General features: G+C 59.8%; 14 protein-coding genes and 1 riboswitch. Of the genes, 6 read left to right on the forward strand and 8 right to left on the reverse strand.

The features are described 5' to 3' along the window. Positions 1-19: 19 nt before the first annotated feature. The 6 genes from RVM24_RS13585 to pqqA are packed head-to-tail and all read right to left on the reverse strand — an operon-like array spanning position 20 to position 5,100. Positions 20-1,888, reverse strand: a complete 1,869-nt coding sequence (locus tag RVM24_RS13585; RefSeq protein ID WP_431474211.1) for an alpha/beta hydrolase family protein — start codon at positions 1,886-1,888, stop codon at positions 20-22. Continuing rightward, a complete protein-coding gene (gene pqqE / locus RVM24_RS13590; protein WP_420194585.1) occupies positions 1,881-3,017 on the reverse strand; it encodes a pyrroloquinoline quinone biosynthesis protein PqqE in 1,137 nt (378 codons plus the stop codon). Before pqqE ends, RVM24_RS13585 begins: the two co-directional genes overlap by 8 nt. After that, on the reverse strand, positions 3,014-3,283 hold the full coding sequence (pqqD, locus tag RVM24_RS13595) for a pyrroloquinoline quinone biosynthesis peptide chaperone PqqD (RefSeq protein WP_152439111.1): 270 nt from the start codon (positions 3,281-3,283) through the stop codon (positions 3,014-3,016). Before pqqD ends, pqqE begins: the two co-directional genes overlap by 4 nt. 11 nt (positions 3,284-3,294) lie before the next feature. After that, positions 3,295-4,050 carry a pyrroloquinoline-quinone synthase PqqC gene (pqqC, locus tag RVM24_RS13600; RefSeq protein ID WP_061330671.1) on the reverse strand — a complete coding sequence of 252 codons (756 nt, stop codon included), beginning with the start codon at positions 4,048-4,050 and terminating at the stop codon, positions 3,295-3,297. Continuing rightward, positions 4,047-4,976 carry a pyrroloquinoline quinone biosynthesis protein PqqB gene (pqqB, locus tag RVM24_RS13605; RefSeq protein ID WP_374813870.1) on the reverse strand — a complete coding sequence of 310 codons (930 nt, stop codon included), beginning with the start codon at positions 4,974-4,976 and terminating at the stop codon, positions 4,047-4,049. The genes pqqC and pqqB overlap by 4 nt, the downstream gene beginning before the upstream one ends. A 52-nt stretch (positions 4,977-5,028) precedes the next feature. Further along, positions 5,029-5,100 (reverse strand): pyrroloquinoline quinone precursor peptide PqqA, encoded by a 72-nt coding sequence (gene pqqA, locus RVM24_RS13610; RefSeq protein WP_007153157.1) that lies wholly within the window; start codon positions 5,098-5,100, stop codon positions 5,029-5,031. A 227-nt stretch (positions 5,101-5,327) separates the two neighbouring features. Here pqqA and RVM24_RS13615 point away from each other — a divergent pair, with 227 nt between their 5' ends. Further along, positions 5,328-7,439, forward strand: a complete 2,112-nt coding sequence (locus RVM24_RS13615; protein ID WP_431474212.1) for a 4Fe-4S binding protein — start codon at positions 5,328-5,330, stop codon at positions 7,437-7,439. Position 7,440: 1 nt separating this feature from the next. Here RVM24_RS13615 and RVM24_RS13620 read toward each other — a convergent pair whose 3' ends face one another. Both RVM24_RS13620 and exaC read right to left on the reverse strand, forming a co-directional pair. Continuing rightward, entirely contained in the window at positions 7,441-8,424 is a 984-nt protein-coding gene (locus tag RVM24_RS13620) for an MDR family oxidoreductase (protein ID WP_431474213.1), read from the reverse strand. A 276-nt stretch (positions 8,425-8,700) separates the two neighbouring features. Then, on the reverse strand, positions 8,701-10,221 hold the full coding sequence (exaC, locus tag RVM24_RS13625; protein ID WP_044389289.1) for an acetaldehyde dehydrogenase ExaC: 1,521 nt from the start codon (positions 10,219-10,221) through the stop codon (positions 8,701-8,703). A 302-nt stretch (positions 10,222-10,523) separates the two neighbouring features. Beyond that, a riboswitch (guanidine-I (ykkC/yxkD leader) is annotated at positions 10,524-10,630 on the forward strand. A 56-nt stretch (positions 10,631-10,686) separates the two neighbouring features. Here exaC and RVM24_RS13630 point away from each other — a divergent pair. From RVM24_RS13630 to RVM24_RS13650, 5 genes are all read left to right on the forward strand, one after another. Beyond that, on the forward strand, positions 10,687-11,412 hold the full coding sequence (locus RVM24_RS13630) for an urea amidolyase associated protein UAAP1 (protein WP_420194589.1): 726 nt from the start codon (positions 10,687-10,689) through the stop codon (positions 11,410-11,412). 12 nt (positions 11,413-11,424) lie between these two features. Then, positions 11,425-12,063 carry an urea amidolyase associated protein UAAP2 gene (locus RVM24_RS13635; protein ID WP_431474214.1) on the forward strand — a complete coding sequence of 213 codons (639 nt, stop codon included), beginning with the start codon at positions 11,425-11,427 and terminating at the stop codon, positions 12,061-12,063. Then, a complete protein-coding gene (gene uca / locus RVM24_RS13640) occupies positions 12,054-15,680 on the forward strand; it encodes an urea carboxylase (RefSeq protein ID WP_431474215.1) in 3,627 nt (1,208 codons plus the stop codon). The genes RVM24_RS13635 and uca overlap by 10 nt, the downstream gene beginning before the upstream one ends. A gap of 68 nt (positions 15,681-15,748) precedes the next feature. Next, on the forward strand, positions 15,749-16,816 hold the full coding sequence (locus RVM24_RS13645) for a putative urea ABC transporter substrate-binding protein (RefSeq protein WP_286922131.1): 1,068 nt from the start codon (positions 15,749-15,751) through the stop codon (positions 16,814-16,816). A gap of 223 nt (positions 16,817-17,039) precedes the next feature. After that, positions 17,040-17,657: a TetR family transcriptional regulator gene (locus tag RVM24_RS13650; RefSeq protein WP_431474216.1), complete on the forward strand. Its 618-nt coding sequence runs from the start codon at positions 17,040-17,042 to the stop codon at positions 17,655-17,657. Positions 17,658-17,747 lie beyond the last annotated feature (90 nt).

Here is a 17,747-nt window from a genome sequence, read left to right on the forward strand (position 1 = left end):
TATAGGAATAGTTGAGAGTTTAACTCAGTTTGTGCGCTGGTTCATTGTCCTTTTGGCGTATCTTAGGGTTGTCTGGGACCAGGCTTCCATAAAACCGGTACAGCGATTCGAGCATGTGCGCCTGATTTTCTGCCCTCTGAAACCCGTGGCCTTCATCCTCATACCAGTGCAATTCCACCGGTTGGCCCCGGTCCTGAAGCGCGGCCACCATCCGCCGGGTCTGCTCAGGCACCACGACGGCATCTTTCCCACCCTGAAAAAAAATAGCAGGGCAGCTTATTTGGTCAGCCTGCAGGGCCGGAGTACGTGCCTGCCAGCGGGCACGATTGGACTGCGGATTCCCCAGCAGCCAGTCCAGGCAACCGGATTCAAACCGATGGGTTGCAGCACGAAGCCGCAATGGATCGGTCACGCCAAACAGGCTGCCAACGGCTTTGAAGCGGTCAGTCTGCACCGCCGCCATCAGTGCAGTAAAACCCCCGGAGCTTCGGCCCTGAATGAACACGTTGTCGGCGCAGACCAGCCCTTGTGCCGCCAGGTAATCGGCGCAGCGCACCATGTCCCGTGCATCCGCTTCGCCCCACCGGCCGGCCAGACGAAGGCGGAAATCCCGGCCAGCACCGGTGCTGCCGGTGTAATTCACCTCCGCAACGGCAAAGCCCCGCTGACACCAGAACTGAACCTGGTGGTTGTAGACCGCATAGGCGGCTGACGTTGGCCCACCGTGGGCGATCAGGATGACCGGTGGTGCCGCGGCGGATGCGGATATGGGAGGATATAGAAACCCTTGAACGGGGAGAGTGTCGGGCGCTTCCGCATCCACTACAAAAGCGACGGGGGCCACCGGCGCCATGATTGAGCGATCCGGCACTTGTCCGCCAGCCAGGATGGTTGCCGAGCCGGAGTCCGCACACACCTTCAGAACCGCATCGTGCCGGTCGGCAGCCCGCCCTATGCACACAAGGCCATCGGCTGACGGACTCAGATCCCGGAAATCCGTCCAGCCCTCAGCCACTCTCTGACACTGGCCGGCCCGCTCCAGCCAAAGTTCACCGATACCCTGACGGTATTGCACTCTGGCCCAACCACCCTCACGCAACGGGCAACTATGCCGCTCACCCAGTTGCCAGGGCGCGTTGGTATGATCGAGCATGGGCGCCGTGCTTTTCAGCCACTGGTCGCGGCCATCCCGGCGCGTTACCCGCCAGGGCTGCCACCAGCCCTCATGGTCGGATATGACCCACAGATGCTCACCGACAAACTGCGGTTGCTGAACCGAACCAGAAACCGGCGGGGACTGCCCTGACGCACCTGCAACATCACCGTCAGCCGTGACCGTTGCCTGCCAGAGCGTTGACTGCAACCAGGGCATATCCGGCAGTTGCCAGCTGCACCAAGCCACGCGGGAACCGTCCTGGCTGACCGCCGGCGCGCCGTAGAAGTCCAGCCCCTGGTGCAACACCCGGACGTGCCCAGTGGCCTCCAGGGCCATCAACGCCTGCTGTTCATGCCGTTCACGCACCGCCAACACCCGGTCATGTTGCGGGTCTGCCACCAGGCCTCCCCAGGTAGCGTCAACCTCCGGCACCAATAAGGTTCGTCTACCTGTCACTCGGTTGAGCTGCCAGACCCGCTGATCCTCCGTTACCCAGACCACTCGCCCCGGTAGTACCGCATAAGCACCACCACCGTAGCCGTTGAGGCGACTTCGGATACTGCCCGGGCCGGTGTTGACCCGACAGATACCGGAGTGATCGGCTTGCCAGAGGGCAACAGAGCCGGTTTCAGGATGGGAGGCAAGCCAGAAAATGGTGTCGTCGCACACTCTCAGCTGCGCATACTGGGAAAAACCGGCGCAGGCAGCGTGCGCCGAAATCGGCTCAGCCACGGTAGAGTAACTTGGAATTCCGGGCATTGCGGTAGACAAGGTCACCCAGCCCCGCTGTAGCGTGATCCGCAGCGGTGCGGGCGGCCAGAATTCGATCGTGATGGGGCGATTTGGAGCAGACCGGGTCGGCGTTATCGGCATTACCGGTCAGCAGATAAGCCTGGCACCGACAGCCGCCAAAATCCTTGTCTTTTTCATCACAGGATCGACAGGGTTCGGGCATCCAGCTGTCACCACGGTAATGGTTGAAGCCGGGGCTGTGATACCAGATGTCGTTCAGGGACTTGGTTTGCACGTTGGGAAAATCGATGGGTAACAGGCGGGCGCTGTGGCAAGGCAAGGCGGTGCCATCGGGTGCCACGGTCAGGAACAGGTTGCCCCAGCCATTCATGCAGGCCTTCGGGCGCTCCTCGTAGTAGTCCGGGGTTACGAAGATCACCTTCATGGGGCGACCACGAGTACGGAGATCGTGCCGGTAGTCATTTACCTCCTGTTCTGCCTGGACCAGTTGGGCTTTGGAGGGCATCAACCCTTCCCGATTTTTGAATGCCCAGCCATAGTACTGGCAGGTGGCCAACTCCACGTAATCGGCATCCAGGTTTTCACACAGGGCCAGAATGTCGTTCATCTGGTGAATGTTATGGCGGTGGATCACAAAGTTGAGCACCATCGGGTAGCCGGCCGCCTTGACCGCCCGGGCCATGGCCAGCTTCTGCTCGAAGGCTTTGCGGGAACCGGCCACGGCGTTGTTGAGTTCCGGGTCTGAGGCCTGAAAGCTGACCTGAATGTGGTCCAGCCCCGCCTCGGCAAACGCCTGCACTTTTGCTTCAGTCAGCCCGATGCCGGAGGTAATCAGATTGGTGTAATACCCCAGATCCCGGGCCCCGGCAATCAGCTCCGGCAGGTCCTGGCGCACCAGCGGCTCGCCGCCGGAGAAGCCCAGTTGGGCCGCCCCCATGGCTCGCCCCTGGCGCAACACATCCAGCCATTGCTCCGTGGACAGTTCCTGTTGCTGGCTGGCGTAGTCCAACGGGTTGGAGCAATAGGGGCATTGCAGCGGGCAGCGATAGGTGAGCTCCGCCAGCAACCACAGCGGCGGCCCTACCCGTGCTTCTGCGGCCGCCGTCATGACCACTCAATCCACTGTTGCTGAACCGCGTCTGCCAGAAACGCTTCCACATCGGCCGCCAGCGGACCTGCATCCGGGAACTGCTGTTCCAGGGACTGGATAATATCGTGTACCGGGCGAACGCCATCCACTTCCGCCAGGATGGCACCGGCGCTGCCGTTGAGCTTGACCATACCCTCCGGGTACAGCAACACATGGCTTTGTTGCACCGGCTCCCACTGGAACCGGAAACCACGGCGGAGCCTGGGTGTTTTCTCCAGAGTCATGGTATCGCTCCTTACAGGCCCCGATGCCAGACCGGCTGATCGGTGACCGTATGGTATGGCGGTGTCTGGTGAACGTAAGCCATGGTCAGGGCATCCAGCAACGACCAGAGAATGTCCAGCTTGAATTGCAGAATCTCGAACGCCCTTTGTTGCTGAGCCTCGGTGACAAAATGGTCCAGGGTAATGGCCAGGCCGTGCTCCACGTCCCGTCTGGCCTCCGATAGACGTTTACGGAAATAGCGGTAGCCATTCTCTTCAATCCACGGGTAATGCTGTGGCCAGCTGTCGAGCCGCGACTGGTGGATTTCCGGCGCAAAAAGCTCGGTCAGTGACGAGCAGGCGGCTTCTTGCCAGGTTGCCCGGCGCGCAAAGTTGAAATAGGCATCCACAGCAAACCGGACACCGGGGAGTACGTGGCGTTCGTCGATCACCTCTTCCCGGCTCAGCCCCACGGCTTCGGCGAGCGTCAACCAGGCCTCGATACCGCCCACATCCCCTTCGTGACCATCGTGGTCCAGAATGCGCTGCAGCCACAACCGCCGAACCCCAGCATCCGGGCAGTTCGACATGATGGCGGCATCCTTCTGTGGAATCCGCACCTGGTAGTAGTATCGGTTGGCGACCCACCCACGGATCTGTTCCGGCGTACACCGGCCGCTGTACATGGCTCGATGATAAGGGTGGTGAATATGGTAGTAGGCGCCTTTATCTCTGAGGGCCTGTTCGAAATCCTGCCGGTTCATGGCGGTGTTGGCTTTGGCGTTCATAGTTGCCCCGTCAGTTCAAAATGCATTCCGTCCCGGGCGACTTCGATGCCATGGGCCGTGAGCTCTGCCCGTTCCGGCGAGTCTTCGTCGAGAATCGGATTGGTGTTGTTGATGTGGATCAGCACCTTGCGCTGGGCCGGCATGCTGTCCAGTAACTCGATCATGCCACCGGCGCCGGACTGGGCGAGATGCCCCATGGCCTGGCCGGTTTTGGTGCCCACTTCCTGACGGATCATCTCGTCGTCGTGCCAGACGGTGCCATCTACCAGAAGCAAATCCGCCCGCTGCATCCAGCCGCGAATGCGGGCATCGGGTTGCCCCAGGCCGGGCGCATAGAGCACGGTCTGCCCGGTGCGGGTATCTCGAATGAAAAGACCGATGTTGTCACCCGGATGGGGATTATCCCGGCGCGGGGAGTATGGCGGGGCGTTACTGAGCAAGGGAATGGCCGTCAATTCAAGGGAGGGCGCGCAGGGCAGACTGAATGGTTGCTGCTCATCGGCCGGAATCTCGCGCCAGTTAAGCCCGCCATTCCAGTGGCTAAGCATTGTGAACAACGGAAACCCGGAACTCAGGTCGTCGTGCACCTGGCGAGTACACCAGACATCCATCGGTAACCCCTCACGCAGAGACAGAAGCCCCGTGGTGTGGTCAACCTGGCTATCCATCAAGACAACCGCGGCGATGCCCGTATCCCGGAGCGCCCGCGCCGGCTGCATGGCAGGAAAAGCAGCGAGTTGAGCACGAATATCCGGAGAGGCATTGAACAGAATCCAGCGTTCGCCATCCTCAGAGATGGCAATCGACGACTGGGTGCGGGCATGAGCATTCAGCGTTCCGGCGCGGAAGCCGGCACAGTTTCGACAGTTGCAGTTCCATTGAGGGAACCCGCCGCCAGCGGCCGACCCCAGAATGTGCAGGTGCATCAGCAGATCTCCCGAGCGGGAACGACCAGCCAAAGGGCTGGCCGGCCAGGGCTCACCGGTTGGCGAAGTACATGGTTACTTCAAAACCGATCCGCAGGTCTTCATAAGCTGGCTTGGTCCACATGATGCTCACCTCTTGTCGTGATTATTAGTGCGTTGCATGGTGGTGCGAACGGGCGTTTGCCAGATGCACACAATCATCGTAATCACAGACGCTGGCACCCCATATGGTACTTTGGAACTGTTTTCCGCCGGCTGAAAGTAGCAATCGTTTGCCCCCGAGGTTGAATTGAGCCCAACCCCCAGCGGCCTAGCATGGGAGAAGGACAATAATAACTTCAGGAGACCACCATGGCCGGGCGCTTTCTGCTCTCGTTACTGCTTTGTTGTCTGGCTGCAACGCCCTTGCGGGCAGAACTTTCCGACGACACCCGGCAGATCATCCAGGGTCTGTTTCCCTCGGCCACCGTTATCGAAGAGCAACTGGCGGATTTCCCGGTGTATCCGGTTTACCAGCTCCAGGAACTGCTGGGTTACGCCTACGTTTCAACAGACTTCAGCAAACTTCCGGGCTTTGCCGGCAAGCCGATTACCATGATGATTGGCCTGGATACACGGGGCCGGTTCACCGGCGTGCGGGTACTGCATCACCACGAGCCGGTATTCCTTCATGGCCTGGGGGAAGAATCGCTCTACGAATTTGTCGATCAGTACGAGGGGCGCGCACTGACGGAGCAGATTGTGGTGAGTTCCTCGGGCCGTTCGGGCCGGACTTCCTCCGGCAATGTGGTGTACTTTGATGGCGTCAGCAAGGCCACGGTGTCGGTTCTGATCATCAACGATTCGGTGCTCTCCTCGGCCTTGCAGGTGGCCCGCAACAAGCTCGAGGGCTTCGCCCAGGCTGCACCCACCCGGGCGCGCCAAGACCTGTTCGAACCGCTCACCTGGGAGCAACTGCTGGAGCGGGGTTACGTCACCCGCATCGAGGTAACGGCCGCGGATGTGGAACAGCAATTGGGCCGACCGCTGTCGGACTATCCTGGCAACCTTGAGCCCGATCCTGGCGAGGCTTTCTCGGAACTCTACCTGGCTTATATGAACTCCCCCATGGTCGGTCGCAACCTGCTGGGCGACGATCGATACCAGGCCTTCAGGGAGCGCCTTGGCGACAACGGCAAGGTGATGTTGGTGATGTCTCGGGGCCGTTACCCCCACATTGGCGCGGACTTTGTGCCGGGCAGCACTCCGGACCGGTTTGGCCTGAGCCAGAATCAGCTGTCTGTCGAGATGCGAGACCTGAACTGGCTGGAAACCGGCCAGAGCTTCGCCGCTGCCGGTGTGCCGGAGATGACGGCGGTTAACCTGTTCCGGGTCGGTGGCAACGCCGGTTTTAACCCCGGGGTCGAATCCACACTGACTCTCAATACCGTGTTGGCCCGCAACCATCTGGTGGTGGACACCGCCCGTTTCGAGCTGCCCGTTGCTTTCCCGGAGGAACTGTTTGAGACGGTAGACATTGCCGCCGGGCCGGAGCAGTCACGGGCGCCCATGTGGGTCGGGCTTTGGAAGGAGCGCTGGTGGCAAATTACCTTGTTGGTGCTGAGCCTCACGGTGCTAACGATTTTCTTCGCCCGCCAGAAAACCCTGACCCGACACCCGAAGCTGGTTCACCGGTTTCGCTGGGGCTTCCTGTTCTTCACCCTGTTCTTTATCGGCTTCTACGCCCAGGGCCAGTTGTCGGTGGTGAATATCTACACCTTGCTGCTGGCCATCAGGGATGGTTTCAGCCTGAACATGTTCCTGCTGGACCCGGTGATTTTCATCCTATGGACGTACACGTTCGTCACCCTGTTCATCTGGGGCCGGGGGGTGTTCTGCGGTTGGCTGTGCCCGTTTGGCGTGCTGCAGGAGATGGCCGCCTGGCTGGGCCAGAAACTCCGTTTCCGGCAAATCAAGGTACCGGAGCGCTGGCACCGGAAGCTCATCCTGATCAAATACCCGGTGCTGCTGGCCATCGTTATTGCATCGTTTTATTCGCTGACGCTGGCGGAACAGCTGTCTGAAATGGAACCCTTCAAAACCAGCATTACATTGTTCTTCGTGCGTTACTGGCCGTTTGTGGTTTACGCCGTGGCCCTGCTGGCGGTGGGCATGTTTATCCACAAATTCTACTGCCGCTACCTGTGCCCCCTGGGGGCCGGCCTGGCGGTGCTTGGCAAATTCCGGATCTTCAGCTGGCTGGAGCGGGTTGACCGTTGCGGCCAGCCCTGCCAGCACTGCAAGAATGCCTGTGGCATCAATGCCATTCGCAAGGATGGCCGGATTGATTACGACGAGTGTATCCAGTGCCTGGAGTGCGTGGTGATTCTCCGCGACCAGAATCAGTGCGTGGATGCTATTGTCCGCAACAAGCAGCAACAAAAGCAGGCACGGATTCTGGCCACGGACGCCGCCGGGGCCTGATTCAGCCAGCTACGGGGATAACGATACGGCCGCGGATCTTGCCGTCCATGAGACGGCTGGCCGCATCAATGGCATCATCGAAGGCGACTTCGGTGATCATGCTGTCGAGCAGCTCCGGGGACAGGTCTTCGGCCAGTCGTTTCCACGCGTATAGGCGGTCTGCTTTCGGGGCCATCACACTGTCGATACCACACAGAGTCACGCCACGCAGAATGAACGGGGCGACGGTGGACGGGAAATCCATACCGGCGGCCAGGCCGCAGGCGGCGACCACACCGTGGTATTTCATGCCGGCACAGACATTGGCCAGCACCTGGCCGCCAGCCACATCCACCGCGCCAGCCCAGGTTTCGCGGGCCAGAGGCTTACCCGGCTCGCTCAGTTCAGCGCGATCCAGTATCTGTTTTGCGCCCAGTGACTTCAGATAGGCTTCCTCTTCCTTCCTGCCGGTCACGGCAGTCACGGAGTAACCCAGCTTGGCCAGAATGGCGACCGCCACACTGCCAACACCACCGGTGGCGCCGGTCACCAGAATGTCGCCAGACTCCGGCTTCACGCCGTGCTTCTCCAGGGCGATGACACACAGCATGGCGGTGTAACCGGCCGTACCAATGGCCATGGCCTGACGAGCCGTGAACGGAGCCTGTAAGGTAATCAGCCAGTCGCCGGACAACCGGGCTTTCTGGGCCAGGCCGCCCCAGTGTTTCTCGCCCACACCCCAGCCGTTCAGGACCACTTCGTCTCCGGCCTTGAAGTCGGGATTGGACGATTCCGTCACCACACCGGCCAGATCGATGCCCGGCACCATCGGATAGGTCTTGGCAATGGGCGCACGACCGGTAATGGCCAGAGCGTCCTTGTAGTTCAGGGTGCTGTATGCCACATCCACAGTCACATCGCCTTCCGGTAACTGCGCTTCGTCTATGGACTTCAGGGACACCTGCTGGTCGCCCCGGCTGCCTTCGATCAGAATACCTTTGAACATATGCCCTCCTCGAATCAGGTGCCAAGGTAAACGCCGGAGCACCGGCACTCAGCCTCAGCCAGAAAACAATTTACGAAGTCGCCCTCACTGTAGCGTAAACGGCTGTAAAAATAGAGGAATAAAAAAGGCCCTGGGAAGGGCCTAAGGAGAGTGTAGAAAGATCCCGCGCTCCGCGAAGGAGCTACCTGACAAATGCCAGGCCAACAATGTGCACCGTCCCTGTGCGGTCACACGAAACGGGGCCCGTGTGGATGGGCCCCAACTGCCACTTGCAGATCAGAAGAACCCGAGCGGGTTGGTGTCATAGCTGGTCAACATGCACTTGGTCTGCTGGTAATGCTCCAGCGCCATCTTGTGGGTTTCACGGCCAACACCGGACTTCTTGTAACCACCGAACGCGGCATGGGCCGGGTAAGCGTGGTAACAGTTCATCCATACCCGACCGGCCTGAATGTTGCGGCCCATCCGGTAAGCAAGATTAGTGTCGCGGGTCCAGACGCCGGCACCCAGGCCAAACTCGGTGTCGTTGGCGATGGCCAAGGCTTCTTCCTCAGTCTTGAAGGTGGTGACACCCACCACCGGGCCGAAGATTTCTTCCTGGAACACACGCATCTTGTTGTCGCCCTTGAACAGGGTCGGCTGGATGTAGAAGCCGTTGTTGAATTCACCTTCCAGATGCTCACGGTCACCACCGGTCAGCACAACCGCGCCTTCCTGACGGCCAATCTCCATGTACGACATGATCTTGTCGAACTGTTCCTTGGACGCCTGGGCACCCACCTGAACGTCGGTATCCAGCGGGTTGCCACGCTTGATGGCCTTGGTGCGCTCAACCACTTTCTGCATAAATTCTTCGAACATGTCTTCCTGAACCAGCGCCCGTGACGGGCAGGTGCAGACTTCGCCCTGGTTGAAGAACGCCAGCACCAGACCTTCCACGCACTTGTCGATGAACTCCGGCTCAGCCTTCATCACGTCAGAGAAGTAAATGTTCGGTGACTTGCCACCCAGCTCAACAGTAGACGGGATAATGTTTTCAGCCGCGCACTTGAGGATGTGGGAGCCCACCGGGGTGGAGCCAGTAAAGGCGATCTTGGCAATGCGCTTGCTGGTGGCCAGAGCCTGGCCGGCTTCAATACCGTAGCCGTTAACAATGTTGAGCACGCCCGGCGGCAGCAGGTCGCCGATGATTTCCATCAGTACCAGAATGCTGGCAGGGGTCTGCTCGGCGGGCTTCAGCACCGTGCAGTTACCGGCCGCCAGGCACGGGCCCAGCTTCCAGGCCGCCATCAGCAGCGGGAAGTTCCAGGGGATAATCTGGCCAACCACACCCAGCGGCTCGTGGAAATGATAAGCCACGGTGTTGTGGTCGATTTCGCCCATATGGCCTTCCTGGGCACGCAGGCAGCCGGCGAAGTAACGGAAGTGGTCCGCCGCCAGGGGAATATCGGCGTTCAGGGTTTCGCGAACGGCCTTGCCGTTGTCCCAGGTTTCCGCCACCGCGAGCTTCTCGAGATTGGCTTCAATGCGGTCAGCAATTTTCAGCAGGATGTTGGAACGCTCGGTGGGAGACGTCTTGCCCCAGGCCGGCGCTGCTTTGTGGGCGGCGTCCAGCGCCAGCTCGATGTCTTCAGCGGTCGAGCGCGGGATCTCACAGAAAGCCTCGCCAGTGACCGGCGTTATGTTCTCAAAATACTGGCCCTTAACCGGCGCTACCCATTCACCGCCAATGTAGTTCTCATAGCGGGATTTAAAAGAAACAACGGAGCCGTCCTTTCCTGGTTGTGCGTAGATCATGATATCGACCTCTTTGTTGTGTTTGTCGCATGGCAACGCGGCCTTTCGCGTTTACTCATTCAATGTAGACCCCATGCCGGATTCCGTGAATGCGTCGTTGGGGGCGAAAAACTCGTTCCTTGGTAGTAGGTGACCCCGCACCAAAACAGGGCAGATGCACGATAGCGATTCACGCCGCTTCTGAACGCAAGCAAAACAACCAATAAAAACGGACAGTTAGGTTTTGGCACAAACTCTGCAATGATCTTTTCACGCAACGAGAAGTCGGTGATTGAAGCCACCATCGAAGCGCAACAATCTGACCAATGGTCAACTAGGGTTCCGGTCTGTACGCCATCAAAACAGATGCCTGGTCCGAGAGTTGACGACCTTTTCCAAGGTTACACGGCGGGACAAAAGCCCGGGAGAATCGTTCAGTGACTGACGTCTCTCGTTTTTTGACACCCGACCCAGAAGGAAAAGGTTATGCTCGAAACAGCAGCCCCCCTCTACGATGATCTGATTCCCGGCGGATCCCACTGGTCATTCATCATGCGCCGAGGCCATGTGCTACGGCTGATTGACGAAACCGGCGGCGCCAACGTCGGCATGTTGATGTACAACCCCGAGAATCCCCTCGAGCGTTACAACATGCCCGACACCCTGAAGAACCAGCACACCTTCCTGCTCACCAAAGGCCATGTTCTGCTCTCGGACATGGGCCGGGTGTTCGCCTCCATCATCCGTGATGACCTGGGCTGGCACGACACCGTGGCCGGCACCTGTCATGCCGACCTGGTGGAACAGCGCTGGGGCAGGAAGACCTATCAGGAAGCCCACAACCACTACCATCGCAACGGCGTCACCAGCTTCCTCAACGAACTGGCCAAGTATGGCCTGGGCAAGAAAGACCTGACCGCCAACCTGAACTGGTTCAGCAAGGTAAAAACCGATGACGACGGCAACATGGCCTTTGCCGAGAACCACTCCCACGCCGGTGCCACCATCGATCTGCGCTTTGAGATGGATACCCTGGTGGTTTTGCACACCTGCCCGCACCCGATGAACCCTGCCACGGAGTATCCACGCAACCCGGTGCGCTATCAGCTGTTTAAAGCGGCTCCGGTGACGGATGCCGACCTGTGCAAGACCTCGTCGCCGGAGGCCACCCGCGCCTTCGCCAACAACGCTCTTTACCACCTGTTCCAGTAACGGAGGCCGGACATGATCAAGCAAAGTGCATTGACCCGAGACAACGCCGCCTTCCGCGAAACCGTCCCGGCAGGTGAGTATTTTCTGAAAGTGATAAAAGCTGGCGAAACCATCCGGATTCTCGATCTGGAAGGCAACCAGGCCGCAGACACCTTGTTCTACAACGCCCACAACCCCACCGAGCGCTACAGCGCCGTGGACACCATCCGCGAGCAGGGCAACGTTTACCTGACCGCCGGCTCGAAGCTGATGTCCTCTGAAAACAACGTGATGCTGGAAATCACCGCCGACACCTGCGGCCGTCACGACACCCTGGGCGGTGCCTGCGCGGCAGAGAGCAACACCACCCGTTATGCCCTTGAGAAGAAATGCATGCACGCCTGTCGCGACAGCTGGCTGGTGGCGGTCACCGAGCACGAGGAACTGGGCATGAGCAAGCGGGACATCACCCACAACATCAATTTTTTCATGAACGTACCGGTGACCGCCGACGGTGGCCTGACCTTTGCCGACGGCATTTCCGACGCCGGCAAATACATCGAACTGGAAGCCCGGATGGACGTGCTGGTGATGATCTCCAACTGCCCTCAGCTCAACAATCCCTGCAACGGCTGGAACCCGACGCCGATCGAGGTGCTGGTATGGAGCTGAACCGAACATTCAACAAGGTTCTGATTGCCAACCGGGGCGCCATCGCCTGCCGAGTGATCCGCACTCTGCGGGACATGGGCATGACCTCGGTGGCGGTCTACGCCGAGGCGGATGCGGATTCGCTGCACGTGCGCCAGGCCGATGAGGCCTATTCCCTGGGCGAGGGTCCCGCGGCAGCCACCTACCTGGATCAGGACAAACTGTTTTCGATCATCCGCGAGAGCGGAGCTGGAGCCATCCACCCCGGTTACGGTTTCCTCAGCGAGAACGCCGATTTTGCCCGGCGCTGCGATGCCGAGGGCGTGGTGTTTCTTGGCCCGACACCCGAGCAGATGGAACAGTTCGGCCTCAAACACACTGCCCGGGCGCTGGCCGAGAGCGCCGGCGTACCGCTGCTGCCCGGTACCGGACTGCTGACTGACCTGGAGGATGCCCTGCAGGCCGCCGAGACCATCGGCTACCCGGTCATGCTGAAAAGCACCGCTGGCGGGGGTGGCATCGGTATGTCCCGCTGCTATGGGCCGGAAGACCTGAGCAAAAGTTTCGAGTCGGTGCAGCGTCTGAGCCAGAACAATTTCAGCAACAGCGGCGTGTTCCTGGAGAAGTTTGTGGAACACGCCCGCCATGTTGAAGTGCAGCTGTTCGGTGACGGAGAGGGCCAGGTGCTGGCCCTGGGCGAGCGGGACTGTTCGGCCCAGCGACGCAACCAGAAAGTGATTGAGGAAGCCCCGGCACCAGGGCTGACCGACAATGTCCGCCTCCGCATGCACGCCACCGCCCGCCAGCTGGGCGAAAGCATCGGCTACCGTAGTGCCGGCACCGTCGAGTTTATCTACGACCCGGACACCACCGAGTTCTATTTCCTGGAAGTGAATACCCGCTTACAGGTGGAACACGGTGTTACCGAGCAAGTGTTTGGTGTTGACCTGGTGCGCTGGATGGTGGAACTGGGTGCCGGCACCCTGCCCGACCTGGCGACACTGGCCAGCGACCTGTCGCCGACCGGCCACGCCATTCAGGCCCGAATCTACGCCGAAGACCCCAACAAGGATTTCCAGCCCGGTGCAGGCCTGCTTACCAACGTAGCCTGGTCTGACGAAGATGGCCTGCGCATCGACACCTGGATTCAGCCAGGTACAGAAGTGTCGCCGCTTTACGACCCCATGCTCGCCAAAGTGATCGTACACGAGCCAGATCGCGAATCGGCCCGCCAGGCACTGATGCGCGCCCTGGACGATAGCCAGCTGTACGGCATTGAGACCAACCTGAAGTACGTTCGCCAGGTGCTGGACGATCCGCGCTTTGCCGAAGGCCGCCTGTTCACCCGCACCCTCAACGAATTCGAATACCGCCCAGCCACGGTGGATGTGCTCAGCGGTGGCACCCTGACCACCATTCAGGATTACCCCGGCCGCATCGGCTACTGGGAAATCGGCGTGCCGCCGTCCGGCCCGTTTGACAGCTATTCGTTCCGCCTCGGTAACCGCCTGCTGGGCAACCCGGAAGGAGCCCCCGGGCTTGAAGTTACCCTCAAGGGCCCCGTGCTTACCTTCAATCGTGCCACCCAGATTGCCCTCACGGGGGCGCCGATGGACGCCACGCTCAACGATGAGCCGGTTGAGTTCTGGCAGGTGATTGATGTGCCCGCCGGCGCCACTCTGAAACTGGGTGCCACCACCGCCGACGGCGCACGGGCCTATGTTCTATTCCGCGGCGGGCTGGATTGCCCGCAATACCTGACCTCCTGCAGTACCTTTACCCTGGGTCAGTTTGGAGGCCACTGCGGCCGGGCACTGCGGGCTGGCGATGTGTTGGCACTGGCAGACGCTGAACCCACCAGCCCGATCACCCTGCCCGCCGACCTGAAACCGACCATTGGCAAGACCTGGAAGCTGCACGTTACCTTTGGCCCCCACGGAGCTCCAGACTATTTCACCGGTCAGGACATCGACACCTTCTTCGCCAGCGAGTGGGAAATTCACTACAACTCCAGCCGCACCGGGGTGCGCCTGATTGGCCCGAAACCGGAATGGGCGCGCAGCGACGGCGGCGAGGCCGGCATGCACCCCTCCAACATTCACGATAACGCCTACGCCGTAGGCACCGTGGATTTCACCGGTGATATGCCGGTGATTCTGGGGCCCGATGGCCCGAGCCTGGGCGGCTTCGTCTGCCCGGCAACGGTGATCAGCGCCGACCTCTGGAAATTGGGCCAGCTCAAAGCCGGCGACAAGGTGCAGTTTGTGCCGGTGAGCCAGGATCAGGCGGTAGCCCTGCGAGAAGCCCTGGACGAATCGGTCGTCACACTGACTGCCGCCACCGCCCGCATCACCCCCATCAAACCAATCACTCCGATTCTGGACTCGCTGAGCACCAACGAACACGAAACCGGCGTGGTTTACCGGGCCGCCGGCGACAACTATGTGCTGGTGGAATACGGCCCGATGGAACTGGACATCCGCCTACGGTTCCGAGCCCACGCGTTGATGCTCTGGCTGCGCGAACAGAATCACGACGCCATTCTGGAACTGACCCCCGGCATCCGTTCCCTGCAGGTGCATTACGACAGCCAGACACTGAACCAGCGCACACTGCTGGACCTGCTCATCCGCGCCGAAAAGGAGCTGGAAAAACAACCGGAGTGGGACGTGCCGGCGCGAATTGTGCACCTGCCCCTTTCCTGGGATGACGAGGCCTGCCAGACGGCCATCGCCAAGTACATGCAGTCAGTTCGCAAGGATGCGCCCTGGTGCCCGAGCAACCTGGAATTCATTCGCCGCATCAATGGCCTGGACAGCATCGACGAGGTCAAGAAGACCGTATTCGACGCCAGCTACCTGGTGATGGGCCTGGGCGACGTTTACCTGGGTGCGCCGGTGGCCACGCCCCTTGATCCGCGCCATCGACTGGTGACCACCAAGTACAACCCGGCCCGTACCTGGACCGCAGAGAACTCCGTCGGTATCGGCGGGGCCTACCTGTGCATCTACGGCATGGAAGGCCCCGGCGGCTACCAGTTTGTCGGCCGCACCCTACAGATGTGGAACCGATACCGCACCACAGACTTTTTCGAGGAAGGCAAACCCTGGCTGCTCCGCTTTTTTGACCAGGTGCGTTTCTACGAGGTCAGTGCCGAGGAACTTCAGCAAATCCGGAAAGACTTCCCCAACGGGGATTATCCGATCCGGGTCGAGCACACCCGCTTCAACCTGAAGGACTACGAGCAGTTCCTCGCAGACAACCACGACGAGATCCAGACCTTCACCGATCAGCGCAAACAGGCCTTTGACGAGGAACTGCAACGCTGGATCGAATCCGGCCAGATCAACTTCAGCTCCGAGGCGCCCATCGAGGAAACCGGGGAAGACGACATCGCCAATCTGCCAGTTGGCCATCACGCCGTGGAGAGCCACATCGCGGGCAATGTCTGGGAGTGTCTGGTCAAACCGGGAGACATGATTGCGGCACAACGCCCAGTGGCGGTGGTGGAGTCCATGAAGATGGAGATTGAACTGCTGAGCCCGATTGCCGGCAAGGTCATTGAAGTGCGGCGAGAGCCGGGCCAGGCGGTCGCCCCGGGAACCCCCGTGGTGATCGTGGAAGAAATCACCGAGTAATCAGGAAACGTGACAAACCGACATAATTTCGAACCCGAAAACACGGGCATGACCCGAGGAGAGACACCATGAAAACACGTACTTTCACAAAACGTCTTGCGGCCGGTCTGATGACCGCCTCCCTGTCTATGGGTGCCCTGGCCCAGGAAAAGGATTCCTTCAGCATCGCCTGGACCATCTACGCCGGCTGGGTGCCCTGGCAGTACGCCGAAGACTTCGGAATCATGAAGAAGTGGGCAGACAAGTACGATATCGAGGTGGATATCGTGCAGGTGAACGACTACATCGAGTCCATCAACCAGTTCACCGCCGGTCAGTTTGATGCCGTGGTAGCCACCAGTATGGATGGCCTGTCGATTCCTGCCGCGTCGGGCATCGATACCACCGCACTGATTGTGGGCGACTATTCCAACGCCAATGACGGCCTGGTGTCCAAAGACGCCAAAAGCATCGAGGATTTGAAGGGCGAAACGGTGCACCTGGTGGAGTTGTCGGTGTCCCATTACCTGCTGGTGCGGGCTCTGGATACAGTCGGGCTGGAAGAGCGTGACATCCGGGTGGTGAATATCTCGGATGCCGATCTGGTGTCGGCCTTCCAGACCAACGATGTGCGCCATGTGGCTACCTGGAACCCGCTGCTGACCGAGGTGGCCAATTATCCCGGCGCCACGCCGTTATTCGATTCCAGCCAGATTCCGGGGCACATCAAGGATCTGACGTTGGTAAACACCAAGACCCTGGAGGATAACCCGAAGCTGGGCAAGGCGATGGTAGGTGCCTGGTATGAGACTATGAGCATTCTGGCGTCTGACTCTGAGCAAGGTCAGGAGGCACGGGCGTTTCTGGGCGAGATTTCCGGGACCGATCAGGCCGGTTACGAGGCGCAACTGGCGGGTATGAAGATGTTCTGGAAGCCGGAGAATTCGGTTGAGTTTATTCGCAGCGACGAGGCCCGGGAGGCGATGGATAGCGTTCGTGAGTTCTCGTTTGATAAGGGCTTGCTGGGCCAGGGGGCGATGAGTCCGGATTTTGTCGGCATCGAGTTTCCGGATGGTTCGATTATGGGCGATTCCAGCAATGTGAAGTTGCGGTTTAACGACAGCTACATGCAGATGGCGGCGGATGGCGAGATCTGAATCCGTCATTGCTTGCCTTAAAAGGCAGCCGAGGGCACGATTACTCGTGCCCTTTTTTGTTGGCTTTCGAGTAGGGTTGGTGTCGGTTGGGCTCTCCAAAACACGCTCCTTCGGCACATCCATGTGACGCTTGGGCTCCGCCATCCCTGGCTCCGCACAGTTTTGGAGAGCCCAACCGACACCACCCCTAAACTTCCGAGTAAGCCGGAGAGAAAAACCACACATGCGTCGTACCAAGGAAGATGCGGAGAAAACCCGCCAAACCGTTCTCGAAGCCGCACTCACCCTGTTCAGCCGGGACGGTTACTCCCTGACAACCCTGAGCCGTATCGCCAAGGAAGCCGGTTGCAGTCGCGGGCCGATTTACTGGCATTTTCAGAACAAGGACGACCTGTACGAGGCGGTGCTGGGCTATTCCCAGGAACCGCTCGAGGTGCTGGTTGCCGAGTGTGCGGCGATGCGGGATACGCCGATTGAGGCAATGGACCGGTTTATCGAGCAATGGCTGAGCCTGTTGGCCAACAACCGGCAGTATCGGCAGTCGTTTGAGATTCTGTTGAACAAGACCGAGCTGACCGATGCCATGAGCCGCACGCTTAAACGTGAGCGGGCGTTGACCAAGTCGATTGTCGGGTTGTTTCAGGATCTGGTCGGGCGGGCCATTGAGGATGGGATGATCTCGACGCAAGAGGCCCCAAAGGATCTGGGGTTGCTGTGTTACACCTATCTGATGGGGATTACCCAGACCTGGCTGTTCGCGCCCAAGTTGTTCTCCCTGAAAAAAGAAATGCCGTTTTTCCAACGGCAGTTCTGGACGCTACTGGGAAGGAAATCTCAGTAAAGCATTGTGAGATTGGCGCTGCAGCAGCAGGCAGCACCGGCGTAGCGATGGTGAGTGGGTAGCCTGTCAGGGACTGTCGAAAACAGGGAT

The sequence above is a fragment of the Marinobacter sp. KM021 genome, assembly GCF_050707965.1.
GTDB classification, from domain to species: domain Bacteria; phylum Pseudomonadota; class Gammaproteobacteria; order Pseudomonadales; family Oleiphilaceae; genus Marinobacter; species Marinobacter shengliensis.